25 protein-coding genes are annotated in these 23,795 nt (G+C 66.2%); 8 read left to right on the top strand and 17 right to left on the bottom strand.

Translation table 11 applies throughout. The features are described 5' to 3' along the window. Nucleotides 1–40: 40 nt before the first annotated feature. From RBB31_RS10555 to RBB31_RS10520, 8 genes are all read right to left on the bottom strand, one after another. Nucleotides 41–865, bottom strand: a complete 825-nt coding sequence (locus RBB31_RS10555) for a RibD family protein (protein ID WP_306129252.1) — start codon at nt 863–865, stop codon at nt 41–43. Next, a complete protein-coding gene (locus tag RBB31_RS10550; RefSeq protein ID WP_306129251.1) occupies nt 856–1,677 on the bottom strand; it encodes a class I SAM-dependent methyltransferase in 822 nt (273 codons plus the stop codon). The genes RBB31_RS10555 and RBB31_RS10550 overlap by 10 nt, the downstream gene beginning before the upstream one ends. Next, nucleotides 1,661–2,056, bottom strand: a complete 396-nt coding sequence (locus RBB31_RS10545) for a 6-carboxytetrahydropterin synthase (protein WP_306129250.1) — start codon at nt 2,054–2,056, stop codon at nt 1,661–1,663. The genes RBB31_RS10550 and RBB31_RS10545 overlap by 17 nt, the downstream gene beginning before the upstream one ends. Nucleotides 2,057–2,119: 63 nt before the next feature. Beyond that, nucleotides 2,120–3,172, bottom strand: coding sequence for a glycosyltransferase family 4 protein (locus RBB31_RS10540; protein ID WP_306129249.1), 1,053 nt, complete (start codon nt 3,170–3,172; stop codon nt 2,120–2,122). Beyond that, nucleotides 3,169–4,068 carry a lysylphosphatidylglycerol synthase transmembrane domain-containing protein gene (locus tag RBB31_RS10535; protein WP_306129248.1) on the bottom strand — a complete coding sequence of 300 codons (900 nt, stop codon included), beginning with the start codon at nt 4,066–4,068 and terminating at the stop codon, nt 3,169–3,171. The genes RBB31_RS10540 and RBB31_RS10535 overlap by 4 nt, the downstream gene beginning before the upstream one ends. Further along, nucleotides 4,065–5,678, bottom strand: coding sequence for a sulfatase-like hydrolase/transferase (locus RBB31_RS10530; RefSeq protein ID WP_306129247.1), 1,614 nt, complete (start codon nt 5,676–5,678; stop codon nt 4,065–4,067). The genes RBB31_RS10535 and RBB31_RS10530 overlap by 4 nt, the downstream gene beginning before the upstream one ends. After that, nucleotides 5,675–6,400, bottom strand: a complete 726-nt coding sequence (locus RBB31_RS10525) for a CDP-alcohol phosphatidyltransferase family protein (protein WP_306129246.1) — start codon at nt 6,398–6,400, stop codon at nt 5,675–5,677. Before RBB31_RS10525 ends, RBB31_RS10530 begins: the two co-directional genes overlap by 4 nt. A 79-nt stretch (nt 6,401–6,479) precedes the next feature. Next, on the bottom strand, nt 6,480–7,265 hold the full coding sequence (locus tag RBB31_RS10520; protein WP_306129245.1) for an endonuclease/exonuclease/phosphatase family protein: 786 nt from the start codon (nt 7,263–7,265) through the stop codon (nt 6,480–6,482). Between the two features lie 43 nt (nt 7,266–7,308). Between RBB31_RS10520 and RBB31_RS10515 the strand changes: the two genes are divergently transcribed. Together RBB31_RS10515 and RBB31_RS10510 are read left to right on the top strand one after the other, a co-directional pair. Next, a complete protein-coding gene (locus RBB31_RS10515) occupies nt 7,309–7,905 on the top strand; it encodes a YceI family protein (protein WP_306129244.1) in 597 nt (198 codons plus the stop codon). Between the two features lie 115 nt (nt 7,906–8,020). Further along, nucleotides 8,021–8,863, top strand: a complete 843-nt coding sequence (locus RBB31_RS10510; RefSeq protein ID WP_306129243.1) for a 3-keto-5-aminohexanoate cleavage protein — start codon at nt 8,021–8,023, stop codon at nt 8,861–8,863. 48 nt (nt 8,864–8,911) lie between these two features. On the opposite strand, the gene RBB31_RS10505 is transcribed toward RBB31_RS10510, so the two are convergent. From RBB31_RS10505 to RBB31_RS10480, 6 genes are all read right to left on the bottom strand, one after another. Further along, nucleotides 8,912–9,778, bottom strand: coding sequence for a sulfotransferase domain-containing protein (locus RBB31_RS10505; RefSeq protein ID WP_306129242.1), 867 nt, complete (start codon nt 9,776–9,778; stop codon nt 8,912–8,914). Beyond that, nucleotides 9,771–10,604: a sulfotransferase domain-containing protein gene (locus tag RBB31_RS10500; RefSeq protein WP_306129241.1), complete on the bottom strand. Its 834-nt coding sequence runs from the start codon at nt 10,602–10,604 to the stop codon at nt 9,771–9,773. Before RBB31_RS10500 ends, RBB31_RS10505 begins: the two co-directional genes overlap by 8 nt. A gap of 104 nt (nt 10,605–10,708) precedes the next feature. Then, nucleotides 10,709–11,806 (bottom strand): porin, encoded by a 1,098-nt coding sequence (locus RBB31_RS10495; RefSeq protein ID WP_306129240.1) that lies wholly within the window; start codon nt 11,804–11,806, stop codon nt 10,709–10,711. Nucleotides 11,807–12,238: 432 nt separating this feature from the next. Beyond that, on the bottom strand, nt 12,239–12,625 hold the full coding sequence (locus tag RBB31_RS10490; protein WP_306129239.1) for a carboxymuconolactone decarboxylase family protein: 387 nt from the start codon (nt 12,623–12,625) through the stop codon (nt 12,239–12,241). 15 nt (nt 12,626–12,640) lie between these two features. After that, nucleotides 12,641–13,486 (bottom strand): ADP-ribosylglycohydrolase family protein, encoded by an 846-nt coding sequence (locus tag RBB31_RS10485; RefSeq protein WP_306129238.1) that lies wholly within the window; start codon nt 13,484–13,486, stop codon nt 12,641–12,643. After that, entirely contained in the window at nt 13,483–14,703 is a 1,221-nt protein-coding gene (locus RBB31_RS10480) for a Coenzyme F420 hydrogenase/dehydrogenase, beta subunit C-terminal domain (RefSeq protein ID WP_306129237.1), read from the bottom strand. The genes RBB31_RS10485 and RBB31_RS10480 overlap by 4 nt, the downstream gene beginning before the upstream one ends. A 97-nt stretch (nt 14,704–14,800) precedes the next feature. Here RBB31_RS10480 and RBB31_RS10475 point away from each other — a divergent pair, with 97 nt between their 5' ends. The 4 genes from RBB31_RS10475 (at nt 14,801) to RBB31_RS10460 (ending at nt 18,142) form a co-directional block, all read left to right on the top strand. After that, nucleotides 14,801–15,085 carry a cupin domain-containing protein gene (locus tag RBB31_RS10475; RefSeq protein ID WP_306129236.1) on the top strand — a complete coding sequence of 95 codons (285 nt, stop codon included), beginning with the start codon at nt 14,801–14,803 and terminating at the stop codon, nt 15,083–15,085. A gap of 349 nt (nt 15,086–15,434) precedes the next feature. Further along, a complete protein-coding gene (locus tag RBB31_RS10470; RefSeq protein ID WP_306129235.1) occupies nt 15,435–16,871 on the top strand; it encodes an ammonium transporter in 1,437 nt (478 codons plus the stop codon). Between the two features lie 13 nt (nt 16,872–16,884). Next, nucleotides 16,885–17,115 carry a hypothetical protein gene (locus RBB31_RS10465; RefSeq protein ID WP_306129234.1) on the top strand — a complete coding sequence of 77 codons (231 nt, stop codon included), beginning with the start codon at nt 16,885–16,887 and terminating at the stop codon, nt 17,113–17,115. A gap of 124 nt (nt 17,116–17,239) precedes the next feature. Further along, nucleotides 17,240–18,142: a DMT family transporter gene (locus tag RBB31_RS10460; RefSeq protein ID WP_306129233.1), complete on the top strand. Its 903-nt coding sequence runs from the start codon at nt 17,240–17,242 to the stop codon at nt 18,140–18,142. A gap of 25 nt (nt 18,143–18,167) precedes the next feature. Here RBB31_RS10460 and RBB31_RS10455 read toward each other — a convergent pair whose 3' ends face one another. The 3 genes from RBB31_RS10455 to RBB31_RS10445 form a co-directional block, all read right to left on the bottom strand. After that, nucleotides 18,168–18,530, bottom strand: coding sequence for a hypothetical protein (locus RBB31_RS10455; protein WP_306129232.1), 363 nt, complete (start codon nt 18,528–18,530; stop codon nt 18,168–18,170). Between the two features lie 114 nt (nt 18,531–18,644). Further along, nucleotides 18,645–19,961, bottom strand: a complete 1,317-nt coding sequence (locus RBB31_RS10450) for an FAD-binding oxidoreductase (RefSeq protein WP_306129231.1) — start codon at nt 19,959–19,961, stop codon at nt 18,645–18,647. Nucleotides 19,962–20,061: 100 nt separating this feature from the next. Then, nucleotides 20,062–21,870: a hypothetical protein gene (locus RBB31_RS10445; protein ID WP_306129230.1), complete on the bottom strand. Its 1,809-nt coding sequence runs from the start codon at nt 21,868–21,870 to the stop codon at nt 20,062–20,064. Nucleotides 21,871–22,086: 216 nt separating this feature from the next. Here RBB31_RS10445 and RBB31_RS10440 point away from each other — a divergent pair, with 216 nt between their 5' ends. Next, on the top strand, nt 22,087–23,106 hold the full coding sequence (locus RBB31_RS10440) for a glycosyltransferase family 2 protein (RefSeq protein WP_306129229.1): 1,020 nt from the start codon (nt 22,087–22,089) through the stop codon (nt 23,104–23,106). Then, nucleotides 23,103–23,516 (top strand): GtrA family protein, encoded by a 414-nt coding sequence (locus RBB31_RS10435; RefSeq protein WP_306129228.1) that lies wholly within the window; start codon nt 23,103–23,105, stop codon nt 23,514–23,516. The genes RBB31_RS10440 and RBB31_RS10435 overlap by 4 nt, the downstream gene beginning before the upstream one ends. Nucleotides 23,517–23,795 lie beyond the last annotated feature (279 nt).

The raw sequence follows: 23,795 nt of genomic DNA, 5'->3' as shown, positions 1-23,795 counted from the left end.
CGGACTATCGGTTGGGGTATCTGGCATGGGGGCATTTCCTTCAGTGCCGCAGCGCGGGACGTTCGCGCACACGATGCGGCCACAGCACCTGCGCCGGCGGTGCCGGTGCCAACGCACAATCGAAGAGCACGTCGGACCCCAGGCCATACACTTCGGTCTTGGGACGCAACGCCTCGGCCAGGCAGGGCACTGGCGACGTCTTCAGCCCGGTCGGCCCGGCCCCGATCAGCAGCGGCGCCACGGCCACGTGCAACCGCGTCAACAGGCCCGCCTCCAGGAACTGCGCGATGGTGATCCCGCCGCCTTCGATCAGAACGTGATCCAGGCCAAGCCCCCGCAGCGCGGCCAGGATCTGGCCCGGCGAGATCCATTCGCCGCGCGGCAGCCGTATCACCTCCACGTCTTCGGGGCGGGGTTTGTCCACCGCCTGGATCACGATTCGCCGGGCGCTTTCGTCGCGCAGCAGGCCGGCATCGTTGGGCAAGCGGCCGTGGGGGTCGATCACCACCCGTGCCGGGTTGCGCCCCTTGGCCAGCCGCACGGTCAAACGCGGATTGTCGTGCAGCGCCGTCTTCACACCGATCACCACCGCGTCGGCAAGCGCGCGCAGCCGGTGCAAGTGAGCCAGCCCGTCCTTGCCTGAAATGTCCTGCGCATCGCCCGACTCGGTGGCGACGCGCCCGTCGAGGGACTGCCCGATCTGCGCGATCACGCTTTGCCCCGACACCGTGCGCGTCATGCCGCCATACAGCGTCAGCGCCGCGCGTTCGCCCGAACTCCAGTCGCCGCAGCACAGGCACGCCTCGTCTTTGCGTGCGGCCAGGATACGGGCCCAGACCCTTGGGGTGACATCAATCATTTCCATGCTTTACTCCGATCATCCTGCCCGGCACGGTGTTGCGGCGGGAGCGCCAGAAGGTCGCTGTGCCCGACGCTCAGCGCGGTATGACCCGCCGCCCCGCGCCTTGTCTCCGCCCAGCGATCCGCCCTGGCCTCTCCGGCCTCCGCGGCCGCCTTGCCCACGCCGTTCACGAACTCGGCCTGCAAGGCCGCGTTGTCCGGCCCGAGGCGCCAGGCGCTGTCAGCCAGCGCCACCGCAAAGCCCCGCGCCTCGAACGCCTTCGCGGTAAGCTTCGCGGCCTCCGGGCCCATCGCCGCCTGTCCGCCCTTGTCGCCCTGCTGATGCCGGTTGAACGCCGCGACCACATCGGCATCTGCCGCCCCTGGCGGATCCCACCGCATCCGCCCGTCAAAACTCAGGGCGGCATAGAACGGCAGCCCCGCATCCCCCAGCCTGTCGGCAAGCGCGTCGGCCCAGCCGATGCTCATCAGGTCCAACAGGGCCGAGGCCGTCACCAGCCCCACATGCTCCAGCGGCAGGCCTTCCACGTCCCACGCACTGGCCTGCACGCAGTCGGCCATCGGGTGGCGCGCCTTGGCCACTTGCAAGTGCTCCGCGTCGGTGTCCAGAAAACACCACTCCAGCCTGTCGTAGCCCGCTGCGGCAAAGGCCCGCGCGGTCGATCCGGTGCCGCTGCCAAGGTCCAGCACGCGCATTCCCGGCCGCACGCAATCCGCGGCGCGCGCCAAAAGCGTCGCGTCCCGCGCCGCGTGGTCCGCCGCCTCGCGCAGGCTCAGCCAATCGGCCTGGAACTGGGTGTCAGATATCTGATTCATACCACCCACGCGCCACATGGCTTTCATGAAGCTGGACCCGGATGCGCTTGACGCGCCCGCCGTCGCCAAGCCCTTCCGATTTCGCCCGATCCCGAAGCTGCGCCCAGATGTGGTGGCACAAGAATTCGGTGGTGGTGATCCTGCCCTCGAACTCGGGCTTGTCATCCAGGTTACCGTATTTCAGCGGCTCCAGAGCGGCATTCAGCGCTTCGGTCGCCAGACCGATATCCACGACCAGCCCGTTTTCGTCGAGATCCTCGGTATAAAACGCGGCATCGACAACAAAGGTCGCTCCGTGCAGGCCCTGTGCGGGGCCGAAGACCGGGGATGGCAGGGAATGTGCGATCATGATGTGATCGCGGACTTCAACAGCGAACATAAGACTTCCGTTTCCTGGAGTGATGCGGCGCAAAAGCCGCTTTTTTCCGATATGTTAACCGGCTCATGAGCCAATCCGTTCCAGAACGCCGGCGAAAATGCGTGCGGTGTGATCCCAGCCGGTCAGGGACTGCGCCCGCGCCTGCGCGGCGGCGGCATAGCGCTCCGCCGTACCGGGGTCTGTCAGCAACCGCTCGATCGTACCGGCCAGCGCGCCGGGGTCGTCCGGCGCCACCAGCAGCGCGGCCTCCCCCACCGTCTCCGGCACAGCGCCCACCCGGCACGACACGACCGGCAGGCCGTGCAGCATCGCTTCGCTCAGAACCATGCCATAGCCTTCGTACCGCGTGGCCAGCGCAAACAGGCTGGCGCGGGCATAGGCGTCCTGCAACGCCCCCGCGCTGACCTCCCCTGCAAAGGTCACGCGATCCTGCAAACCCAGCTTGGCGGCCTGCGCCTCCAGCGCCCGCGCGGTCTCGGCGTCATGCGCCTTGCCGACGATCTCGGCCTGCCAGTCCAGCGCTTTCAACCGGCTCAGCGCCTCCAGCAACACGTCATGCCCCTTGCGCCGCGCCAACAGGCCCACCGACAGGATCAGCGGCGGCTCCGCCTTCTTCGTGTGGGATCCTACCGCGTCTGTTGTCCGCTCGAACCCCGGATGTGCGACCGTGACCTTGTCGCGCGCAACTCCAAGCTCCCGCATCACCATTCCGGCGATATGCGCGCTCGGCACGATCACATGCGCCGCGCGGTCCAGCACTTCGGCCTCGTTGCGCAATAGCGCCCGCGCCCGCCCCGGCTCCAGGCCGCTTTCCAGGCCCAGCGGATGGTGCACCATGCCCACCACGGGGGCCTCGATCGCGGCCATCCGGGCCGGGTCCATCGCTCCCAGAGCCAGCCCGTCCACGATGATCGGGCAACCGCGCGGCACGGCGGCCAGCGCATCGAACGTGGTCTGCATGTCCGCCGCGGAGGGCGCGGGGAAACTGCCTGGCAATTCCAGGTGCGCCGTGTCGAAGCCCATCGCGTTCAGCCGGTCCAGAACCGTCGCGTCATAGACGTAGCCGCCCGTGCGCTGATCCTTGTCTCCGGGAATGGCGAACACCGCGCGGCTCATGACGACCCTGCCCCTTCCGGCGCCGCGCGCACACCGCCCGGCACCCACACGAACGCCAGCCCCGGCAAGGCGGACACCAGCATCATTGCGCCATAGCAGATACCCATCGCCACCCCCGCATTGGCATCCAGCCCGATCAGCGGAAAAAGCGCCGCCGCCGCCCCCTCGCGCCAGCCCCAGCCTGCGACCGACAGCGGCACAAGCATGGCGCAGAAGACCAGCGGCAACACCGTGAACAGCCCTTCCGGCGGAATGACCGATCCGGTGGCCCGCGCCGCGGCATAAAGGCCCAGAACCAGCAAAAGCGCTCCCAGCAGCGCGTGCACGACGATCCGCTGGTGCCCGATCAGACGCCACACTAGCGCCGGAAAGGACCGGGTCGTTTCGAACCGCCGCGCGCCCCACAGCGCCACGGCGCACAGCACCGGCAGCGCGACCAGCAGCGCCCACACCCCGCCGGGCCACGCAATCCCGCCGGGCACCAGCACCGCTCCGATCAGCCCCAGCGCCAACAAAGCGAACATCGCCACCTGCCCCATCAGCCGCTCTGCCGCCACCGACTGCCCGGCACGTGCAAGGTCGGCCTGCCGCCGCACCCGCACCGCGCGCCCCACATCGCCCAGCACACCGCCGGGCAGGACCGAGTTGATCAGCTGTGCAACGTAGTATTCCCGCACCGCCGCGCCGAACCCGATCGGTATCTCCAGCGCCTGCGCCGTCAATTGCCACCGCCGCGCCATCGACAGCGTCGCCAGCGTCAACGCCGCAAGGCTCACCGCCAGCCACCCCCAATCGGCCCGCGCCAGCCGTGCGCCCACTTGGGCGGTGTCGGTCCACCACAGCATCGCGGCCATCAACGCCGCCGAGACCAGAAGCTTGATCACCCACATCTTCATCGCGCCACCCCCGCGATCTGCTCGATCGAGGAAAAGGCCCGGATGAACTCGTTGCGGAACCCGTCCATCCGCCACGCCTCGAGGTCGGAGGCCGGAACCATTCCCTCGCTCCATCCCCAGCCGTCGATCATCGCCAGAACGTCAGGCGACGCGATCATGTGTACCGGTACGTCCCGGTTCTCGCTGCCTGCCACGAAGCCGGCCGCCTGGTGGTCTCCAGCCACGATCACCAGCGGTGCCGCTTCCCCCAGACGTGCCACGTGCGAAAAAACCGCGTTCAGCGAATAGTCCACCGACCGGCGATAGGCGTCGCGCACCGCGTCCCGGTCCTTCCACAATTCTTTGGGCGTCGGTCCTTTCGCGGCCATCTCGTTGAACTCTGTGCCGTCGCCGATCGCGCCCCATGGCAGCATCTTCGGAACCGGCGTCCACGGCGCGTGCGACGAGATCAGCGCAACCTGGATGAAATCCGGCCGCGGATCGTCGGGCAACAGGTCACCATAGGTTGCCAGCGTGAACTGGTCGGGCATCGTGACCCAGTTGAACGGCGCCCCCTGATAGGGGATGTCCTTGGCCTCGAACACGCGCTCGAACCCCATCGCGGCGCTTTCTGGCCAGGCCATCGTGATCGCCGGCATCACCGCGGCGGTGCGATAGCCCGCCTCTGCGGCCAGCTGGAACAGCCATTTCTGCCCGCTTGCAATCATCGCGCCATAGCGCGCGTTGTCCGGCGTCCAGAGCCCGCTACCAAACGCCCCATGTGCCAGCCAGCTTTGCCCTCCAGCGGTGGGCGAGGTCAGCCAGCCGCTCTTGATCTCCAGCCCCGCCGCTGCGATCTCTTGCTCGGCACGGCGCAGCGTGGCTACGTGGGTCGGGGCGTATTCCGGGTTGTCGATGCTGGCGCGCCCATAGCTTTCGACCCAGATAAGCAGGATATCGCGCCCCTCCAGCCGGTCGAACGCACCCGCGATGTCGCGCATCGGATCGGCCTCCGCCGTCTGCCGGAACTGTGCTAGGTCCGCCACCGTTTCGCGCGCGTCGCCGATGCGGGCGACGGCCACGCGCGTGGTCCGGGCTGATCCGGGCGGACTTTGCTCGAACGTCCAGTAGCCCAGGTGGTGACCTGTATCCGCCACCGCCCAGCCGCCGGTCGCCAGCGCCGCCACCAATGCAGCCGCCCGTGCCGGCCCCGGCAGGGAGAGCCGGCCCCATGCCTTCAGCCCGCCGCGCAGCAGCATGTAGACCAGCACCGTCGCCAGAATGCTCCCCACGACCACCAGGCTCGCGCTCGCGGTCCCGATACTGTCGCTCAACAGGCCGAAACCCGCCTCGACCAGGAACAGGTCCGATATCGGGTTGAAGGCCCGGTTATAGGCCGTGAAGCTTCCCAGGTCCGCCAGTTTCAGCAGCGTGACCGCCACGATGACCAGCGCCAGCCCCGACGCCACGCCGCGCGTCCCTCCCAGCGCCATCATTGCGAACAGCAGCACCGACAACTCGATCGGCCAATAGGCCATCCCGGCATAGCTCATCTGACCCGGATGGTTGGGCAGGGCCAGCACGCAGAACATCACGCCCGCCGCGGCAATCAGGATCAGGGCACGGATCATCGGCGGTGTCGCACCAGCCAGGCGGTATCGATGGCAAAGGACAGCACCAGCAGCATCGAGGCCACCAGCGCGACCGGACCGGCGATGCCTGGCGAAATCAGCGGGCACGTCAGCACGATCAAGGTCCCGACCTGCACCACGCAGATGGTCTTGCGCCGCATCGATTCGGGTAATGCGCCGCGCAGCAGCGGCCATGCCAGCCCCGCCAGCACGAAGACATAGCGCATGAACCCCAGCACCAGTATCTCCGCGCCCGTCCGGCCCGACAGCAGCAGCCACAGCGCCAGCACTGCGCCCAATGCCGCATCGACCTCCATGTCGAACCGTGCCCCGAAGTCGGATTTCAGCTGCGACCGCCGCGCCAGCCAGCCGTCCACCCCGTCCAGCGACAGGATCGTCAGTCCGACCCAGAACACCAGCCACGGCGATACCGCTCCGGCGTCGAACAGCGCAGCGGCCAAAAGAGACAACAGCGCCGCGCGCCCCAGCGTGACCGTGTTGCACAAGCCGAACACCGCGTGCGGATAATTGCGCCGCAAGCCCAGAACCACCAGCCCGACGCACAGGGCAAACGCCCCCAACGCCCAGCCCGGCGACGGCAGTACCGCCGTTGCGAACGCGGCCAGTCCAATCGCCATCGCCGCCGCGATCACGATGACTTCCGCCATCGGCGGACGAACCGTCAGCGTCGCGGTCCTTTTATGCGGGGTTATGTCGACCATGATTATCCTTGCGCGTTCTGCATTTAAGTAGAACGCACGAAACCGGCGACCAGATCACAAATCTTTCAGCGTCGCGGGCTCAATCCGACGCGGATACAAGAACCTCGCCCCGGATCGGCAGGTGATCGGACGCCGCCCGCGTCTGATCGGTGGCGATCACCCGCACATCCGACACCGCCCCGGCCCTGTCGGTTAGGATCCGGTCCAACGGCAGCAGCGGTCTGTGTGCGGGAAAACTGCGCGGTGCGGCCCCGTGAAACCGCCTTCCCACCAACCGGCCATTGAACATCAGCCCGCCCCAGGGTCGCCATTCGTTGAAATCGCCCATCATGATCGTCTGCATGATGGGACGCCGGCGCAGGTACTGCCCCACGATCCGCATCTGCACCACCCTCAACGGCTGTGACAGCGACAGGTGCATCGACATGATCCGCACGCGCAGGCCGTCCACCTGCGCCTCCACCACCACCGCGCCGCGGTGACAATGCCCCGGCAGGTCGATCACGTCGCGGTGACCGACCTCCAGCCGCGGATGCAGGAACAAAATCGTGCCCAGGAACCCGTCGCTCTGCGGCCCCCAGCGCATCTCGGGGTCCTCATGCTGCCAGACCAGCCCGCTATCCGATGCGATCCCCGCCATATCGAGGATGCTTTCATGCGGCCGGCACTCCGCATCGGCCTCCTGCAACGCCAGCACATCAGGCGCCTCCGGCACCAGCGCTCCGGCGATCGCCGCGCGCACCCGGTCCGGGTCGACCCGCCCGTCCGCGCCCTTCGCCCGATGCACGTTCCAGCTGGCACAACGCAGGCGCAGGCCATCCGTCCGGCTTTTCCCCGTTGCTGCAACCACGTCTTGCATTACCATTCGCACATTAACCTATCATACGCTGCACATGACAGGAGACCCCATGTCACTTCAATTCCCGACTTCCCTGCTCGCCGCGATCCCGCTCGCCACGCTGCCGGTCCTCGCACAGGCCGAAATGGCCCGCTACGAGCTCGATGCAAGCCATACCACCGTCTATTTCACCGTCGACCATATCGGCTATGCCAAGACACTCGGCATCTTCCCGGGGGTCGAGGGCGGCTTCGACTACGATGCCGAAACCAACGAACTGGGCGAGGTCAGCGTCACCATCGCCGCCACCAGCGTCGATACCTTCCACGAGGGCCGCAACGAGCATGTGCGCAAGGCGGATTTCCTCGATGTCTCCAACCACCCCGAGATCACCTTTACCGCCAATGGCGGCACTGCCAGCTCCGAGACGGAAGGCACCGTCGAAGGCGAACTGACCATTCTCGGCGAGACCCGACCGGTGACGCTGAACGTGACGCTCAACAAGGCCGCGGAATATCCCTTTGGCCACGAGCGGTTCACGCTTGGTCTGTCGATGCAGACAAGCATCCAGCGCAGTGAATTCGGCATGACCTACGGCGTCGAGAACGGCATGGTGGGCGACACGGTCGACATCATGATTGAAACCGAAGCCATGCGGATGGAGTGACGCCGCTCGCTTGTCGGTTCCTGCCGGTCCGGTGTAACATTTTCCCGTGTCGGCGCGCCGCACGCCGGCTCGGCCCGAGCGCGTATCGTACTGAAATATTACGGAAAGACCCCCGATGTCCGACATCTCCGGCAAACCCTGCATCCTGTGTTGCGCCATAACCGGTTCGGTGCCGCGCACCTCCGACAACCCGGCGGTGCCGATCACCGTTTCCCAGCAGATCGAAAGCAGCCACGCGGCGGTCGAGGCCGGGGCCAGCATCATCCACGCGCATGTCCGCAACGAGGACGAATCGCCCTCCTCCGACCCCGAGAAATTCGCCGCGCTCAAGGAAGGGCTGGAGAAACACTGCCCCGGCGTCGTGATCCAGTTCTCCACGGGCGGGCGCTCCGGCGCCGGAAAGGCGCGCGGCGGGATGCTCCCCTTGCGCCCCGACATGGCCTCGCTCTCGGTGGGCTCCAACAATTTTCCCAGTCGCGTCTACGAGAATCCGCCCGACCTCGTCGATTGGCTCGCGTCCGAGATGACCGCCCACGACATCACCCCCGAGGTCGAGGCGTTCGATCTGTCCCACATTCTTCAGGCCATCGCCCGGCACGAGGCGGGTACCCTGCCCGGCAAGCTCTATGTCCAGTTCGTCATGGGCGTGAAAAACGCCATGCCCGCCGACAAGGCCGTATTCGACTTCTACGTGAAGACCATGAGGGACCGCGCGCCGCGGGCCAACTGGTGCGCCGCGGGCATCGGCGCCAATCAGGTGGTGGTCAACGAATGGGCCATTGCCGCGGGCGGCCACACCCGCGCAGGGCTGGAAGACAACGTGCGGCTCGACCGCGACACGCTCGCGCCGTCGAACGCCGCGCTGATAGCCCGCGCGGCAGAGCTTTGCGCAAAATACGAAAGGCCCGTCGCCACCCTTGCCCAGACGCGCGAGATACTCGGACTGCGCCCAGCCTGAAAACCATGTGAAACAGGCGCTTATGGCACAACGCTCATGCGGCTGGCATCAGGCGGACCCGGCAAATTCCGCAGTCTCGTCCAGCATCTCGGGATACCACCGCTCCAGCACCGGCGCGAAAGCCTCGCGGATGCGTCCCACCTGCGCTGGCGTCAGGTCGTCTTTCCAGCCGCCTGCCCTGCCCTTGGCGAAAAAGCTTTTCATCCCCTCGGGCCGCTCGGTGAAGCCGTGCTTTTCTTCCTGTTTCTTCAGCGCCTCGAAACTGGTGGCCTTGATCGCGCGGGCCAGCTTCGGCCGATCCGGCTTGACGCTCAGAAAGTCCAGCAACCGCTCCGTGGTCTTGGCGGGCTTGTCCAGCATGTCCTCGTAACGGATCAGGTGCCGCGGCATTCCCGGCACCGTGGCCCAGCGGGTCACATGATCATCCCACCGCCCCAGCGCATCGAGGATTCCGGTACCGGTTCCCATCACGTTTTCCGGATCGCACATCTTGGCAATGGCCTCATCCAGCGACACCGAGGTGTGACGCGCAAAGGAGGGTGCCACATCGAACGGATTGCGCATGATGTAAAGCGCCCCGGCCGTGACGGCGGGGGGAATCAGGTCCACGCTTCCAACCCGGATCGGTGTACAGTGTGTCTTGACGAAATGCTTGCCCGGCTTGGCCCCGGCAATCATGTGTATCGCCTTGGTGCGCACGCGCAGCCAATCGTCGATGGTCTTTCCGTGAAAGGTCCCGCCATTCGCGGCATCGAAGAAATCCTGCCGGATGTCGGCGGTCGTAAACTGGCGCAAGTTATTGATATCGGGCGCCATTCCCGGCGGCATGAAATAATGCGCCAGCAGGCTGCGCAGCCACGTATTGCCCGATTTGGGGAACGACGCCAGCCAGATGATCCTCTGCAGGTCAGACACTGTAGTACCCGTGCTTCTTCATCATCCGCTTATGCTCCCGGCGGACCCGGTTGACCAGGGCCGGGTCAAGGTCGTCTTTCCACTGCCCGGCTTCACCTCTTGCGAAAAAGCGTTCGGAGTGCGGGGACTTTTCCTGAAAGCCTGATTGGTCCTCCTGCTTCTTCAGTTCGTCGAAGCTTGCAAACCGGATCGCCCGCTCCAGGCGCTCCGGCACGACAGGCACGCCGATGAACTCGAGGGTCTTCGCAAAATAGGTTCGCGGGTCCGTCAGCAGGTCTTCGTAGCGCAGCGCCAGAACCGGAAAGGCTCCGCCTTGCGTCCAGTCCTTGACGTGGTCGCTCCAACTGCCCAGGAACTGCCAGGTGGTCGTGGCATCGGCCTGATTGGCACTATCCGTGCGGCCGATGAACTCGACGGTTTCCTCATGCGTCATGCCGTAGTGCCGCGCGTAGGACAAAACCATGTCCAGAGGATTGCGCAGAATATAGATCGCCTGCCTAGTATAACGCGCGGGAATGAGTTCAACACCAAATGCCTGGTTACGACAGTTGTGCGTTTTGACGAAATTCACATCCGCATTGTTTGCCACGATCCCTTGCAGGACCCGGTCGCGCACTTGAAGCGTTGCTTCGGGATCGTTTATGTCAATCCTTCGGCCTGCTGCAGCAAAATAACGATCCGGTTTCGAGTCCCCAAATCCGAAACGCTGGATCTGGTTGATTTCCAAAGGTTTCTTCGCATCGGAAAGATAGTTGGCCAGGAAAATCCGCATCCACGTATTGCCGGATTTTGGGTAGGAGGCCAGCCAGACAATACTTCGTTTCATGTCCATCCTTCGAGGCACATCAAAAAGGGAACGGTTGCCCGTTCCCTAAAAGAAAACGGCGGGAGAGTACACTCCCCCGCCGTTCAAAGCCGTTCAAGCTAAGCTTAGAAGCTCAGGTTGATCGCGGTGCCGATTGCGGTACCGTCGATGTCGGTGCCAGCGGCGTTTTCGGTTTCACCGTACAGCAGGTACGTGGTCCAGCTGACGCCCGGTCCCAGGTCGCGGTTGGCGGCGAGTTTGTAGTACTCGTACTCGCCATCGTTCGCGCCTGCTTCGACTTCGCCGAGGTAGGCTTCGAGGCCAAAGGTCCAGGGACCGGCGGCGTCGTATGCGACACCAACGCTGTAACCTTCTTGGTCACCGATGCCGCCTGCGGCACCGTTGTCGTTTTCAGCGTAGGATGCACCGAAGGTGAAACCGCTGAAGCCGACTTGGAAGCCGACGCCCCAGGTTTCGGGATCCGAAACACCTGCGACTTGGCTGTCACCGGTGCCCCAGCGGGCGGCCAGCGTGATGTCGGTGGTGCCGAAGGACTGGCTGTAGTTCACACCGATGTCGAAGATGTCGACCAGGCCGGCGTTGCGGTTGACCGGAGCAGCGTTTTGAGCGTTACCAGCAGCCGAAGGTGCGTACGAGATACCGGCGGTGAAGCCAGAGAAGCTCGGCGTGTAGTAGCTGATACGTGCAACGTCGTTGTTACCCGCAACCTCGGTGTAGGACGAGATGGCTGCCTGACGGAATGCGCCGGGCGAACCAGCACCACCCACGAACGGGATGAAGGCGGAAGCGGAGGGCGAGTTGATCGCCATGGAACCGACTTGCGGTGCGCCAACCATCATCTTGTAACCGGCCGAGTTTTCGAAACCGGCGTCGATGCGGCCGAAGGTATCGCTCGAGATCGACATGTACGATTCGTCGATGCCGTCGACACCACCACCACCGTTCGTGGCTTCCATCTGAACGTTGATGCCGAAGGTCATGCCGTTGTCCAGCGTGATGTTCGGGGTGAAGATGATTTCGGCGTTGGTCAGCATCTGGATGCCGTCGAAGTCAGCTGCGCCGACACCGGTGCCGCCAACATCGGCATACGCGATGTGCTGTTGGAAGAAACCACCCCAATCCAGGTTCCAGTCCTGGGCCGAGGCAGGGGCAGCAGCGACGCCGAGGGCGATTGCGCTGGTGCAGAGAAGTTGCTTTTTCAAGGTTATCCCTCCTTAAAGCAGGAAAGTTACAAGTTCCACCGCCCCCGATCCAGGACACGGCTTGAGGGATGAATGCTGTAAATGCCCCCTCACTGTCAACGAACCGCCCCCCGCGCACCGTGTTGTTGGACGCTCTGTGACGTATTTCCCACACAGACCTGTTCGACGCCGTCGCTTTCCACGTTGAATCCGTTGAAACGCACGGTTTTTAAGGGGTTCGGCGCAACCTTCGGCTGCACCGAGGCGGGCCGTCAGAGTCCCCGCGCCGCGCCCATTCGCGACTCGCCCGGGGCCGGCCCGCGCGACTCGGGGCGCCACCGCGACATTTCCATCACACCTTCCGCCACCCACCGTACTGTACGTCCCGCCCGAGCCCCCCCGTCCATACCGGCAAGGTCCCCAACGGCCCGATCCGCCGGCCAGGACCGGGGCTTACAGCCCCCGCTCCTCCAACACCTTGCGCGCGTGCCGAAAGCATTCCAGCCCCTGCGGCACCCCGCAATAGATTGCGATCACGTGCACGATGGCGCGAATCTCTTCCCTGGTGACACCGTTGTTCAGCGCCCCCCGGCAATGGATCTCGAACTCGTTCATCTTTCCCAGCGCCCCGATCATGCTCAGGTTCATCATGCTGCGGGTCTTTGCGTCGATCACCTCGTCGCCCCAGCCGAATCCCCAGCACCACGCCGTCATCGCTTCCTGGAAAGGCCGCGTGAAGTCATCGGCCGCGGCAAGGTTCTTCTCCACGTATTCGGCGCCCAGCGTGGCCTTGCGCTGCTCCAGCCCTTTCAGGAACAGGTCTTCGTCGAACAGGCTCATGAGTTTTCCTCTCTGTTAGATGTCGATCGGGCGCATGGCATAGAGGTCCTCCGCCGCGGTCCTGATCTTGTCATGGTCGTATAGCCGCGCGCGCCACGCATCGGGAATGCCGGCATATCCGTAAATGCGCCCGGCCAGCTGCCCCACCACGGCACCCACCGTGTCGGCATCCCCGCCCAGGTTCACGCCCGCCAGCACCGCGTCGCGGAACGTCTCGCCCTGCGTCAGCGCCCAGAAGGCCGCGTGCAGCGTATGCACCACGTATCCGCTGGCCTCGTCGGGCGGCGTATCGGGGCACGGCAAAATCCCCCTGTCGCCGGTCACCAGGAACTCCGCCATGTTCGCCGCCGCCCTCTGGCACAGGGGGCTCGCGTGGGTCAGCCGGCTCTGCAACCGTGCCACCGCCATGGCGCTTTCCTTCGAGGCGCCATAGGCGATCACAACCGGCGCCAGCCGCATGATTCCACCATTGCCGCTATATTCATCCTCCACCGGCCCGGCATAGGGGTTGCCGGTCTGCTGAAACCGGGTCAGCGCCGCGTTGGTCTGGTTGCCGATGTCGAAACACACGCGGGTCGACGACAGGTACCCGTTGTCGCGCCAGTTCACGAATCGCTTCATCGCGTCCTCGGCGTCCCAGCCATTGGCCGAGCGCAGCATCTGCGCCAGGCACATCGCCATCGAGGTGTCGTCCGTCCACTTGCCGGGCTCCAGGTTGAAAGGCCCGCCGCCCACCATGTCGGTGATCGGCTCGAACGTGCCGCGCGGGCGGAACTCCAGCGTCGTGCCCACCGCGTCGCCCACGGCCAGCCCCACCAGCATCCCGAGCGCCTCGTCCTCGCTAAAGGGTTTCTGCATCATGGCTCTGGCACCTCGTCATCGAACCGGCCAACCTTCGCGCGGCGCAAGGCGCCCGCCTCTTCGTCCGGGTCCTTTGAATCCAGCGTGTCCAGCCGCAGCCCGCCATGTGCATATACCGGGCGCCCCGCTGCCGCCAATCCCCGCAACCGCGCGGCCATCGCCTGCTTGCGATCCACCTGGTGCGGCTGAAAGCGGTCATAGTCGCGCGGTGAATGATCGGCCCCCCGCACCAGATCTCCGGCCGAGACGGCAGCGTCGAACAGCGCCTGGCCCGTGGGCGAGCGCACGATCACGCCGTTGAAACCGTCATCCTCTCCGTCGGGCTCCGCACCGGGCCAGATATCCGCCGCGGCCACGTCCGCCGCTTCGCCGATCGCATCAGGGCACAGCTTGCATCGGCTCTGGATGCGCCAGCCCGCCTCGTCCGCCCACATCTCGTTATAGGTCTTTTCGAAATGTCGTCCGTCCCGCGTCTCGATCCGGGTCGGCCCCGGGTTTCCGTGGCCACGATAGCGAAACAGCGCCAGCTCGTTCTCCGCCACGCCCAGCTCGTCAAGCACCGCCTGCGACTTGCCCAGGTCCGACGCCCCGCCGCAGACCATCACCAGGACGGCCACCAGCAGGCTGTCCAGCCGCGCATCCGCCTTGGCCCGGGCCCGTACAGCGCCAGCGTCGCAGGGCTTGGCGATGACGGCAAAGGGTTCCCCCCGCGCCAGCGCCGCCTCCAGCCCGGCCAGCGTATCGCTCGGCCCATAGCGTGATCCGGCGCGTGCGGCCAGCTCCTCCGGCGTGTCGGACATCACCCAGCGCGAGCGCATGGGCCGCCCGGGATCGGCGGCGCAATGCAGGACAAACGCGGCCTTGCCCGTGCGCAGCAAATGCACGCCAAGCGCCGTCAGCACCCCGCCCGACGACGCGCGGAACCGGATATCGGGGTCGCCGGCCCAGGCCTCGCCCATGTGCGTGTAGCTGCCCCAGACGGCATCGTCCCTATCGCCCTGCGCATCGGCCCTGGCGACCACGCCGGGACAGGCGGCCAGGATTTCGGCATCCGCTCCGGACTCTTCAGCCGCCACCGGCGCCGGCCGCAGCCGCCCGTGCCGGTTCATCCGCATGACCCAGCGCTCCGGGGCAAGCGCCTCGCAGAGACCGCAGCCGATGCAAAGACCGCTCTCGACCACCTCTCGCACGCTGCCTGCCTGTCGCACCTCTGTCATGCCGCCTTTCCCTCGCACAGGTTCTACCGTATTGGTGACCGGCCCCGCCGCCACACGCAAGCCCCTGACCAGCGCCATCCAGGGAACGAGACGCCGCATGACCATGACCTGCACAGCAACCGTGCTCATCGACGACGCCCGCACCCGCGTCACCCGGTTCGACTTCGCGCCGGGCCAGCAGACGGGCTGGCACACGCACGAGCTCGACTATGTCATCACCGCGATCACCGAGTGCCGGATGCGCCTGCAAGAGCCAGATGGGCAGACGCGCGAGGTAACAGTGCCCGCCGGCAGCGCCTATGCTCGTGCGAAGGGCGTGAAACACAACGTCATCAATGCCGGCTCTGCGCCGATGAGCTTCGTCGAGGTCGAGATCCGGTAGCGCGGCAGCGCGCCCCGCCCTCGCACAACGCGCGACCCGCCCGCCATCGCATCCCCAGCCAGCGAAAACACCGGCGAAGCGGTCGAGGCTCCGCGTCTGCGGCGGCTTCAACTCCGCACGCGTCACAAGCGGAAAATTTCTTCACAGGAATTATTTATTCATTCAGAGGCTTTTTTTGTGGTAAATCGCACAAGAATTAAGCATCGTGTGAAAATCCGGCCCGCCGTTTTTCACGGCTCGCCGGACACCGGCCTCGTCCAAGAATGGCCGGCAAATGAAATGGGTGCTTGCCCGAAGGCGCCATCGCCCTGTCGCCTCCGGGACCGCACCAGAACGGGAGGACAGTAAATTGGATACCGATATCGGTGCACTGACGGTGATCTTCACCGAGTTCTATTATTGGGTGACCGTACCACTCATGTTCCTGATCCACGTCGGCTTCTGCATGTACGAGGTCGGCGCAAGCCGCCACAAGAACCACATGCACACGGTGATGAAGAACACCATGCTCATGCCGCTGGTGACCGTCACCTTCTTCTTCTTCGGATGGTGGATCTACTTCGCCTTGCCCAACGGCCCCGGCATCACCGGCGGTCTGACGCAATCGGACAACGCCGTGCCGTGGTCCGAACTCATGGGCACGCACCTGGGCGGCCCCGGCCCGGCGCTGGAAAGCGCGCAGGGCTATGGCGCCGAGCTTGGCAACAGCTTCTGGAACCGTCTCAACGGCGTCTTCTGGGCGGCCTTCCTGCTGTTCAGCTGGACCGCGGCCTCGATCGTGTCGGGCGCCACCATCGAGCGCATCCGGCCCACCGCCTTCTGGATCCTGGCCGTGGTCATCGGCTCGGGCACCTGGATCATCGACGCGGCCTGGGGTTGGCACCCCGACGGCTGGATGGTCACGCAGCTGGGCTATCACGATGCCTATGCCTCGGGCGTGATCCACGCCATCGCGGGCGGCTTCGCCCTCGGCGTGATCGTCGTTCTGGGCCCGCGGATCGGCAAGTTCGCCCCCGACGGCACACCGCGCAACATCAACCCGCACAACAAATGGCTGGTGACGATCGGGCTCTTCCTGATCTATTGCGGCTTCTGGGGCTTTTACGTCGCCTGCAACGTGCCGATCATCGACCACGGCACGCTGGGCGGCGCCGAAGGCATGGTGAACTTCACGGCCACCACGATCTACCTTACCCCCACAACCCTGTCGGCCATCGTCTTCAACTTCCTGATGTCGCTCTCGGGCGGCCTGCTGGCCGGCTACGTCGTCTCGAAGGGAGAGGCGTTCTGGACCTACTCGGCCGGCCTTGCCGGAATCATTACCGCCTCGGCGGGCAATGACCTCTATCACCCGATCCAGGCCATGCTGATCGGCGGGGTCGGCGCGGTCTTCGCCTACAAGATGCACTTCTGGGTCGAGCGCCGCTTCAAGATCGACGATCCGGTGGGCGCCGTGGCCGTGCACGGCTACGCGGGCTTTCTCGGGCTGGTGATCTGCGGCTTCATGCTCTGGGGCCACCCGGCCACGGCGGCCTATCACGAAACCGTCGCGGTCATCACCCCCTGGGGCCAGTTCGCAGGTGCGCTCATCATGTTCGGCGTGCTGGGCTTTCTGCCCGCCTGGATCGTTTCGAAGATCCTGATGGGCATGGGGATGTTGCGCGTCCCGCCCGCGGTCGAACTCGTCGGGCTCGACATGTCCGAGGAGATCGCCGAGGAAATGGACGCCATCGAGGTGTCCGAAGCCGACATCGCCGAGGCCAAGCGCCTTGGCCTGCTGACCTGAGGAGGACCGCACAATGTCAACGACATCCATCGAAACCTGGGCAGGCGCCGACCTGTCCCAGATCGGCCCGATCTATCCCATGGTCGGCACCGAAGTGATCCTCCTGATCGTCGGCGTCCTGTTCTGGCTGGCGTTTCACGTCCTGCAAGCCAGGATCGAACGCCGTGAACTCGACGCCGACGAGGCGGCGGCCCACGGTCAAGAGCGCATAGCGCGGGTCTTCGAGGACGAAGCGCGGGAATAAGATCTCCTGCGCGCGCTTTGAACGCCGGTCTTCGGGCCGGCGTTCTTCGTTTCAGGCCGGTGGCATACCGGCCTTGCATCCATCGCTATGGACACGCCCCGCGCCCTCTGCCACTGATCGCGCCATGACAGCCCAGACCACCCTGCCCGAGGATATCCAGAACCGCACCCTCGGGCTCGCTGCCGCCTTCGGCGTGCTGGTGATCTGGTCGGGCTTCATCGTCTTCTCCCGCGCGGGCGTGCAGACCGAATTGACACCGGGCGACATCACCGCGCTGCGTTTCATGGTGACGGGGGTGCTGATGGCGCCCTTCGCCTGGGCGTGGTGGCCGCGCCACCTCGGGGCGGTACCGCTGGCGCTGATCGCGCTCTGCGGGTCGGGGGCGCTCTATGCGATGCTGGTCTACATGGGCCTGCGCTACACGTCGGCGGCCTATGCCGGGGTCTTCACCAACGGCGCACTGCCCTTCTTCACCGTGCTGCTGGTGACCGCCTTCACCGGCGCGCTGCCCAACCGCCTGCAATTGGTCAGCCTCGCCATCGTCACTGTCGGGGCGGTTTTCGTCGCCGTCACGGGCATCCGCACCACCGGCGAAGGCGCGGCGCTGGGGATCGTCTTCTTCCTGACCGCCGCCGCGATCCAGTCGGTCTATATCTTCGGCGTGCGCCGTTGGCGGCTGACCCCGCGACAGGCACTGGTGGCGATCAATATTCCCAACGCGCTGGTCTTCCTGCCGCTGTGGTACTTCTTCCTGCCCTCGGGCCTTGCGCAGGCCGACACCGGCACGATCCTGTTCCAGGCCGCCTACCAGGGCCTGGGGCCAGGCATCCTGGCCATGGCGTGCTTTGCCATCGCGGCGAACCACCTGGGGCCCACGCACACCGCGGGGTTTTCGGCCGCCGTGCCGGCTTCGGCGGCCCTGCTGGCCATCCCGGTCCTGTCGGAAATCCCCGGTCCGCTGGAATGGACGGGCATCGCACTGGTGACCATCGGCCTGCTGATGCTGGTCCGCGCCCGCGACACGTAGCGGTCCTGCAGCCCCCCAAGGGCCCTCAGGGACAGCCGAACGGAACGAAGGTGCTCGCCATGCCCTCGTTCATCGTCATCTTCAGCAGCGTGTCGGCCAGCCGCCACTCCTCGTGGGTCATCGGGCAGATCTCGACCCGCGCGGTACAGCCCGCGTCGATGAACTTCTGGTTCTCCGTCAGGAACTCCATCCGCAGCCCCTCCGGTCCGTGCAACGAAATGGCATCGCGCACCGACGCCTCGTAAAGGCTGCATTTCCGCGCTGTCCAGCCATCCGCCTGCCGGTCCGTGGCAGACACTGGCCCGGGGCCGATTCCGCCGATCGCAGCCACCATCGCCAGCACCGACACCACGCCTGTGCGTGCCAGCGGTATCCCTCTGCTTTTCATCGAGATTCTGCCTCGCCCTCGTTTTTCCAAAGGCTACGTTGCCGGGTCGGACGGAGCCACTCCTCCATGGCATGTATGGCAGAAAACCGCCTACACGCATAGGCGGTGCCACAGTCAACGGCGCCGCGCCTGCCAGGCCTCCGCCCGGTCGACCCAGTGGCGATAAACCACATCCGCCGCCTTCAGGAAATGCGGCCGGTCGAACAGGTGCAGCACATGCCGCGGCAGGCGGGTTTGCGCATAGGCCGTCTCGGCCCGGGCATCGCCCACCGCCAGCCAGCCCGCCTTGGCGCCCAGGTAGGGCGCCATTACCGTCCCCGACCCGCTGAAACCCATGGCAAAACTGATACCGTCGCGCTGCCCTACATGCGGCATCTGCGCGAAACTGAACCCGGTATAGCCGCTCCAGACGTGGCTCAGCCTGGCCTCTTCCAACTCCGGCCAGACCTCCACCATCGTCTGCCTTTGCCGCGCGGCGGCCACGTGCAACGGCACGTCCCGCATTGCGGCCCGCCCGCCGAACAGGATGCGCTTGCCGTCCGGCGAAACACGGAAATAGCTGTGCCGCGCCCGCGTTTCGACCATCATCCGCCGCCCCGGTGCCAGGTGCCCGATCAGGTTTTCCGGCAACTCCTCGGTCGCAATGATATAGCTCGGCAAAGGAAACACCCGCTTCGCGTGCCAGGCAAAGGGCCGCGTGGTATAGCCGTTCGTCGCCAGCACCACCTTGTCGGCCCGGATGCGCCCCTTCGGCGTGCGCGCCACGTGCCGGGTGCCGTCGCGCTCCATCGCCTCGACGCGGGCATGGCTGACCACCGGCACACCGCGCCGCCGCACCGCGTCCAGCATTCCGCGATGATACTTCGCCGGATGCACCGCGCCATGCTCGGGAAACAGGATGCCGCCATGATACAGCCCGGTATCGATCTCGCGTCCCAGCGCCTCCCGCTCCAGCAGCTCGACCTTGACCCTACTTTTCGCGCGCACCTTCTCGGCCAGCCGCTTCTGCCCCTCGAAATGCGCCGCCGTATAGGCCAGTTGCACACGTCCGGTCTGCTTGAAATCACAGTCGATGGTCTCGTGCGCGATGAAATCCCGCGCCCATTCCAGCGCCGGGGCCGCCTCGGCCAGCAGGGCGTCCGCCACCTCCGCGCCAAAGGCCGCCGCCATCTTGTCCCAGCTCAGCCGCGGATGCGCGCCCACCATCCCGCCATTGCGGCTCGACGCACCTTCCCCCGGAACGCCCGCCTCGACCACCACGACCTTCGCGCCGCTGTCATGCGCTGCAATCGCCGCCGACAATCCGGTGTAGCCCGCGCCGATCACCAGCACGTCGCAATGATCCGGCAAACCGTCCGCCGTTGCCTCGGGTGCCACCGCTTCCCACCACCACGGGCGGCCCGGTTCCGCCTCGCCTGTCCATCTTGTCATGATATCGCTCCTGCTGACGCGCCCAGATTGCCCGGACCATGAGGGCCGTCAAGCCTCGTTGCCGACAACCCACGCGCCGTTGCCGGATAGGCTCGGAGCGTCAGCGCCCGACCCTCAGCAGCACCAGCGCCGCGTCCGGCCCCTCGACCGGCACCAGCCCCTCGGCCGGCACCCCGGCCGCCAGCCGCGTGGCAAAGGATGTCCCGTCGCCATATCCCGCATCGCGGCACAACAGCAGGTAATCCGCGCCGGTCCGCTCCAACGCCCGGCGCAGCGCCGCCTCGTCGCCGTCGAACGGCACCGCCCCGTTGGCGATCGCGTCCGCACTGCGATGATAAGGCCCCGCCAGCGCGTCGTGATGCGTCAGCAGCAACAGCGGCGGGCCATAACTGCTCGAAGTCAGAACCACCCCGCGCGGCACCGTGTTCAGGCTGCGCAGAAGCTCCGGCTGACGGCACGTGTCCGCATCTCTCATGCGCACGCCAGCGTTCGTGATCGTCGTGGGCACCGCCGCCCCCGCGCCGCCCCCGCCGGTGACCAGCCCGTGCAGCGTCGGCAGCATCAGCGTCAGGCCCACCGCCACCAACGCCGGCACCGCGCCCATGCGGCCGAACCGGCCCTCCCGGCCCGCCGCCAGCAGCGACGCGACCCCCACGCCCGTCAGCATCGGCACCGCGGCTGCCCCCATCAGCACCAGCCGGATCTGGAACAGCGCCCCGATCACGCCCAGCCAGCCGAACAGCAACAGCACACCCAGCCTTGCCCGCGCCGCGCCCCCGCCGCCGCCGCGCCACAGCTGCCACGCCCAGACCGCGCTGCCCAGGGCCACCGCCATTGCCGCCGGCGCCACGAAACGAAAGCCAAGCCCGTTGGCCTGCCATAGATACGGCAAGGCGGGACGCGCCTCGATGATCCGCCCGGTGATCAGGTCCTGCACCTCTTTCGGCAGGCTGCCATAGGGGCCACCTGTGCACGGCCCGATCAACGGCCCCAGTGCGGCGAGCCCGGCCACCGACAGCGCCACCAGCACGCCTACCCTCAGCGCCACGCCGGGCACCCTCGGCGACAGCACGACCATCGCCATGCAGATCGCCGCCCCCACCCAGGCCAGCACAAGGTAGGGCAACGACAGCTCGTCACACCGCGACACCAGCCACTCCGCCGGCATGGTCTGGCCCATGAAGAACAGCGTCGCGCCCCCCGCCAGCGCCAGGCAGAACCCCGTCATCTGGCGCGCTCCGCCCGGGCGCAACAACACCACGCGCCCCGCCAGCACCAGCCCGGCCAGCGCGATCGTCACCATCGTCTCCAGCCCCACCGCCAACGACAGCGCCGCGGCCAGCCCTCCGGCCACGCCCAGCCGCGCACGCGGCCCCGGCCACAGGACGGTGATCATCATCAGCGTCATCAGCAGGATCTGCACGTTGTGATGGTCGATCCGCGCCGGTGCGAAATAGGTCAGCCCGGTCGGCGGCCACAGCAGCACGGCCATGACCGCGACCAGCCCCGCCATGCTCCCGAACAGCCGCCGCGCCGCCAGTCCCGTGACCGCGATCAGCGCCATGAACAGCAGCGTCGGCCACATCACCAGCGCCACCGCCGCCGCCTGTCCCTCGTCCATCACCAGCGACAGCGGCCAGATCACCGCCGCGATGCCAAGATCCACGTAACGCGACCAGTGCATCTCCAGCCCCTCGGGTGGCAACATCCGGTACTGCACCGTGTCGTACCACCCCTGCCCGGCCAGCCAGTCGCGCACCATAAGGAACCGCATGATGTCGTCATTGTCCGACACCGCCAGCGTGTCCACCGGCGCCAGCCCCGTCGCCACCGCCCGGAACACGACCATGACGACGGCCAGCAACAGCACGATGGTGAACAGCCTGCTCTCTCTCGCCGTGTCCTGCATCGCCCGGCCCTCTTTTCTCCTTCGTTGGGGTCACTAACCCGACATTCCCGCAACCGTGCAAGCCTTAATGGCACGTGGTCCGCAACACCGCGCGGCCGTGTTTCCTCCGCGCCAGCCAATAGGCTCCGATAACCCCGTAACTCCGCAGATTTGCCCTATTTTGGCCCGTTTCCCCGGCTTTTCTGGCCCAGATCCAGACAGCAAGAGAACCGCCCCATGTCCGTCCTGTTTCCCAGCGAGTTCAACGCCAAGCCCCGCCTGACCGGCGATGCGGCCCTGCGCGTGGCGGTGCTGATCCCCTGCTACAACGAGGCCGCGGCCATCGGGACCGTGGTGCGCGACTTCCGCGCCGCCCTGCCGCAGGCGCAGGTCTATGTCTACGACAACAACTCCTCGGACGGCACTGCCGAGGTCGCCGCTCGCGCCGGTGCCATCGTTCGCCACGAGCCGCGCCAGGGCAAGGGCCACGTGGTGCGCCGCATGTTCGCGGATGTCGAGGCGGACATCTTCGTCATGGTTGACGGCGACGACACCTACGATGCCGCGGCAGCACCCGCCATGGTGGCCAGGCTGGCCAGCGAGGGGCTCGATCTCGTCAACGGCGTGCGCGTCGCCGGCAGCGACACCGCCTATCGCCCGGGCCACAAACTAGGCAACAAGGTTCTGTCGGGTCTCGTCCAGACGATCTTCGGTCGCGGCAGCAGCGACATGCTCTCGGGGTTCCGCGTGTTCTCGCGCCGCTTCGTCAAGACCTTCCCGATGATGTCCCGCGGCTTCGAGATCGAGACCGAGCTGACCGTGCACGCGCTTGAACTCGACATGCCCACCGCCGAGGTGCCGGGCCGGTTCAAGGACCGCCCCGAAGGCTCGGAAAGCAAGCTCAACAGCATCCGCGACGGGATGCGCATCCTGCGCACCATCTCCCGGCTTCTGAAACAGGAGCGCCCGCTGCTGGTCTTCTCCACGCTGGCCGCCGCCTTCGCCATCACCGCGCTGGCGCTCGCCGCGCCGGTCTTCGCCGAGTATTTCGCTACCGGCCTCGTGCCGCGCCTGCCCACCGCCGTGCTGTCGGCCAGCCTGATGATCCTGGCGTTCCTGTCGGCCGCCGTGGGGCTGATCCTCGACACCGTCACCCGCGGCCGGCAGGAAGCCAAGCGCATGCACTACCTTTCGGTGCCCGGCGTGCTGGCGGCACAAGGCACCGCGGCGCCCGCCGCCCCGTCCCGGGCGCGATGACACGTCCGGGCAAAACCTTTCCCCGCTTTCTTGCCGTTGGCAGCGTCGGCTTCGCCATCGACGCGGGCGTGCTCTGGGCGCTGATGACCTTGGGGGGCGACGCCTACCTCTCCCGTTGCATCAGCTTTGCGCTGGCCATGTCCGTGACCTGGGCGCTCAATCGCCGCTGGACCTTCCGCGGCGCGCACCGCACCGCGCTGCACCGCGAGTACATCGCCTACGCGCTGGTCCAGGGCCTCGGCGTCGCCATCAATTTCGCCGTCTACGCGCTGATCCTCATGCTCCTCGGCACCGGCCCGACCCTGGCGGTCGTGGCGCTGGCCTGCGGGTCCGGCGTGGCGCTGGCCGCCAACTACCTCGGCCTGAAACACGCGGTCTTCCGCCCCGCCGCACCGCCCAGCGCCACGTGAATCACCCCGTTCGGATCGACTGCGCCCGACCTGGCTGACAACATGTCGCAGGCCGGCACCGCACGATCGGCGCACATTCGCTGCACACATCGGCATACATCCGCCGGGAATCGCCAAATACTAGTATGCGGGAATCGCTGCGAAAATTTTTCGTCTGCAAATTTATTTACTATTTCCAATGCCCAATCGGGAAAGTATTTACAAATAAAAGTCAATGATCCCAACGGCTAAGTGTAAAATTTTACGCAACGTTTTATAACGCCGCCAATGCGCGAATTG

The sequence above is a fragment of the Roseovarius sp. MMSF_3350 genome (assembly GCF_030733425.1).
Classification (GTDB): domain Bacteria; phylum Pseudomonadota; class Alphaproteobacteria; order Rhodobacterales; family Rhodobacteraceae; genus Roseovarius.
The sequence above is the reverse complement of the archived record's forward strand: the minus strand, read 5'-3'. Positions and strand labels throughout refer to the sequence as shown.

Coding starts and splice junctions, on each gene's coding strand:
- RBB31_RS10460 (WP_306129233.1), top strand. CDS start 17,240: ATGACAGCCCAGACCACCCTGCCCGAGGATATCCAGAACCGCACCCTC.
- RBB31_RS10545 (WP_306129250.1), bottom strand. CDS start 2,056: ATGTTCGCTGTTGAAGTCCGCGATCACATCATGATCGCACATTCCCTG.
- RBB31_RS10500 (WP_306129241.1), bottom strand. CDS start 10,604: ATGAAACGAAGTATTGTCTGGCTGGCCTCCTACCCAAAATCCGGCAAT.
- RBB31_RS10535 (WP_306129248.1), bottom strand. CDS start 4,068: ATGAAGATGTGGGTGATCAAGCTTCTGGTCTCGGCGGCGTTGATGGCC.
- RBB31_RS10525 (WP_306129246.1), bottom strand. CDS start 6,400: ATGGTCGACATAACCCCGCATAAAAGGACCGCGACGCTGACGGTTCGT.
- RBB31_RS10450 (WP_306129231.1), bottom strand. CDS start 19,961: ATGACAAGATGGACAGGCGAGGCGGAACCGGGCCGCCCGTGGTGGTGG.
- RBB31_RS10480 (WP_306129237.1), bottom strand. CDS start 14,703: ATGACAGAGGTGCGACAGGCAGGCAGCGTGCGAGAGGTGGTCGAGAGC.
- RBB31_RS10455 (WP_306129232.1), bottom strand. CDS start 18,530: ATGAAAAGCAGAGGGATACCGCTGGCACGCACAGGCGTGGTGTCGGTG.
- RBB31_RS10435 (WP_306129228.1), top strand. CDS start 23,103: ATGACACGTCCGGGCAAAACCTTTCCCCGCTTTCTTGCCGTTGGCAGC.
- RBB31_RS10555 (WP_306129252.1), bottom strand. CDS start 865: ATGGAAATGATTGATGTCACCCCAAGGGTCTGGGCCCGTATCCTGGCC.
- RBB31_RS10440 (WP_306129229.1), top strand. CDS start 22,087: ATGTCCGTCCTGTTTCCCAGCGAGTTCAACGCCAAGCCCCGCCTGACC.
- RBB31_RS10475 (WP_306129236.1), top strand. CDS start 14,801: ATGACCATGACCTGCACAGCAACCGTGCTCATCGACGACGCCCGCACC.
- RBB31_RS10490 (WP_306129239.1), bottom strand. CDS start 12,625: ATGAGCCTGTTCGACGAAGACCTGTTCCTGAAAGGGCTGGAGCAGCGC.
- RBB31_RS10510 (WP_306129243.1), top strand. CDS start 8,021: ATGTCCGACATCTCCGGCAAACCCTGCATCCTGTGTTGCGCCATAACC.
- RBB31_RS10515 (WP_306129244.1), top strand. CDS start 7,309: ATGTCACTTCAATTCCCGACTTCCCTGCTCGCCGCGATCCCGCTCGCC.
- RBB31_RS10520 (WP_306129245.1), bottom strand. CDS start 7,265: ATGGTAATGCAAGACGTGGTTGCAGCAACGGGGAAAAGCCGGACGGAT.
- RBB31_RS10540 (WP_306129249.1), bottom strand. CDS start 3,172: ATGAGCCGCGCGGTGTTCGCCATTCCCGGAGACAAGGATCAGCGCACG.
- RBB31_RS10530 (WP_306129247.1), bottom strand. CDS start 5,678: ATGATCCGTGCCCTGATCCTGATTGCCGCGGCGGGCGTGATGTTCTGC.
- RBB31_RS10445 (WP_306129230.1), bottom strand. CDS start 21,870: ATGCAGGACACGGCGAGAGAGAGCAGGCTGTTCACCATCGTGCTGTTG.
- RBB31_RS10465 (WP_306129234.1), top strand. CDS start 16,885: ATGTCAACGACATCCATCGAAACCTGGGCAGGCGCCGACCTGTCCCAG.
- RBB31_RS10485 (WP_306129238.1), bottom strand. CDS start 13,486: ATGATGCAGAAACCCTTTAGCGAGGACGAGGCGCTCGGGATGCTGGTG.
- RBB31_RS10550 (WP_306129251.1), bottom strand. CDS start 1,677: ATGAATCAGATATCTGACACCCAGTTCCAGGCCGATTGGCTGAGCCTG.